The organism is Candidatus Viridilinea mediisalina, assembly GCF_002532535.1.
Classification (GTDB): domain Bacteria; phylum Chloroflexota; class Chloroflexia; order Chloroflexales; family Chloroflexaceae; genus Viridilinea; species Viridilinea mediisalina.
Window position 1 is genome coordinate 1 of the sequence record NZ_NQWI01000317.1, and the last position, 673, is coordinate 673.

Annotated in this window: 1 protein-coding gene and 1 pseudogene; one reads left to right on the top strand and one right to left on the bottom strand. The window is 59.6% G+C overall.

Annotated elements, in window-relative coordinates:
- A partial coding sequence (locus tag CJ255_RS24265; RefSeq protein WP_217352531.1) for a hypothetical protein occupies nucleotides 1-234 on the top strand: 234 nt, incomplete at its 5' end.
- Between the two features lie 97 nt (nucleotides 235-331).
- Here CJ255_RS24265 and CJ255_RS22225 read toward each other — a convergent pair.
- Nucleotides 332-673, bottom strand: a pseudogene (locus CJ255_RS22225) (Uma2 family endonuclease); the annotation flags it as partial.

The window sequence follows — 673 nt, forward strand, 5'->3', positions numbered from 1 at the left end:
GTCGTTGCTTGCGAGCGCCAACGGATCGTCTTGGGTATTGTAGGTACTCATATGTTCTATTTTACACGGCTTCGGGTAATTCGTCAACTTCTTTCCATGCGGGTGTTAGGGCCAATACCTTTCAAATACGACGGGTTTCTTGACGCAAAGGCGCAAGGGCGCAGAGTTTTTTTGCATATGAGCGCCAAACCTTTGCGGCTTTGCGCGAGCTTATTTGAATGGTATTGGTTTTAGGGCGGTAGCCCTAAACGTAATGCGTATGGGAACTATGTTCCCGCAAGCGCCCTGGTGAGGATGGGCAGGGCGCCATGTTCCGCAAGAGCGCAACCCCCTATGCACCACGCAAGCGGCGCAATTCCTCGCGCAGTGCATTGAGTTCAGCCTCGGCTAGCGTGCGCGCTTGCGCTTCCGCATGAGCACGGGCTTCTGCCTCGGCACGGGCTTGGGCTTCGCTACGGGCGCGGGCCTCCGCCTCGGTGCGTGCTTGCGCCTCCTCAGCACGCAATTGCGCCTCGTAGAGCGCTTGCGCTTCCGCGTCGGCGCGGGCTTCTGCTTCGTAGCGGACGCGGGCTTCGGCAAGATCGGCGCGGGCGATGGCGGCTTCCGCAGCTTGCACCACCGTCACGTAGTCGCCAAGTTCGTTGCCCTGCGCGTCGTAGCAGACAACGTGATC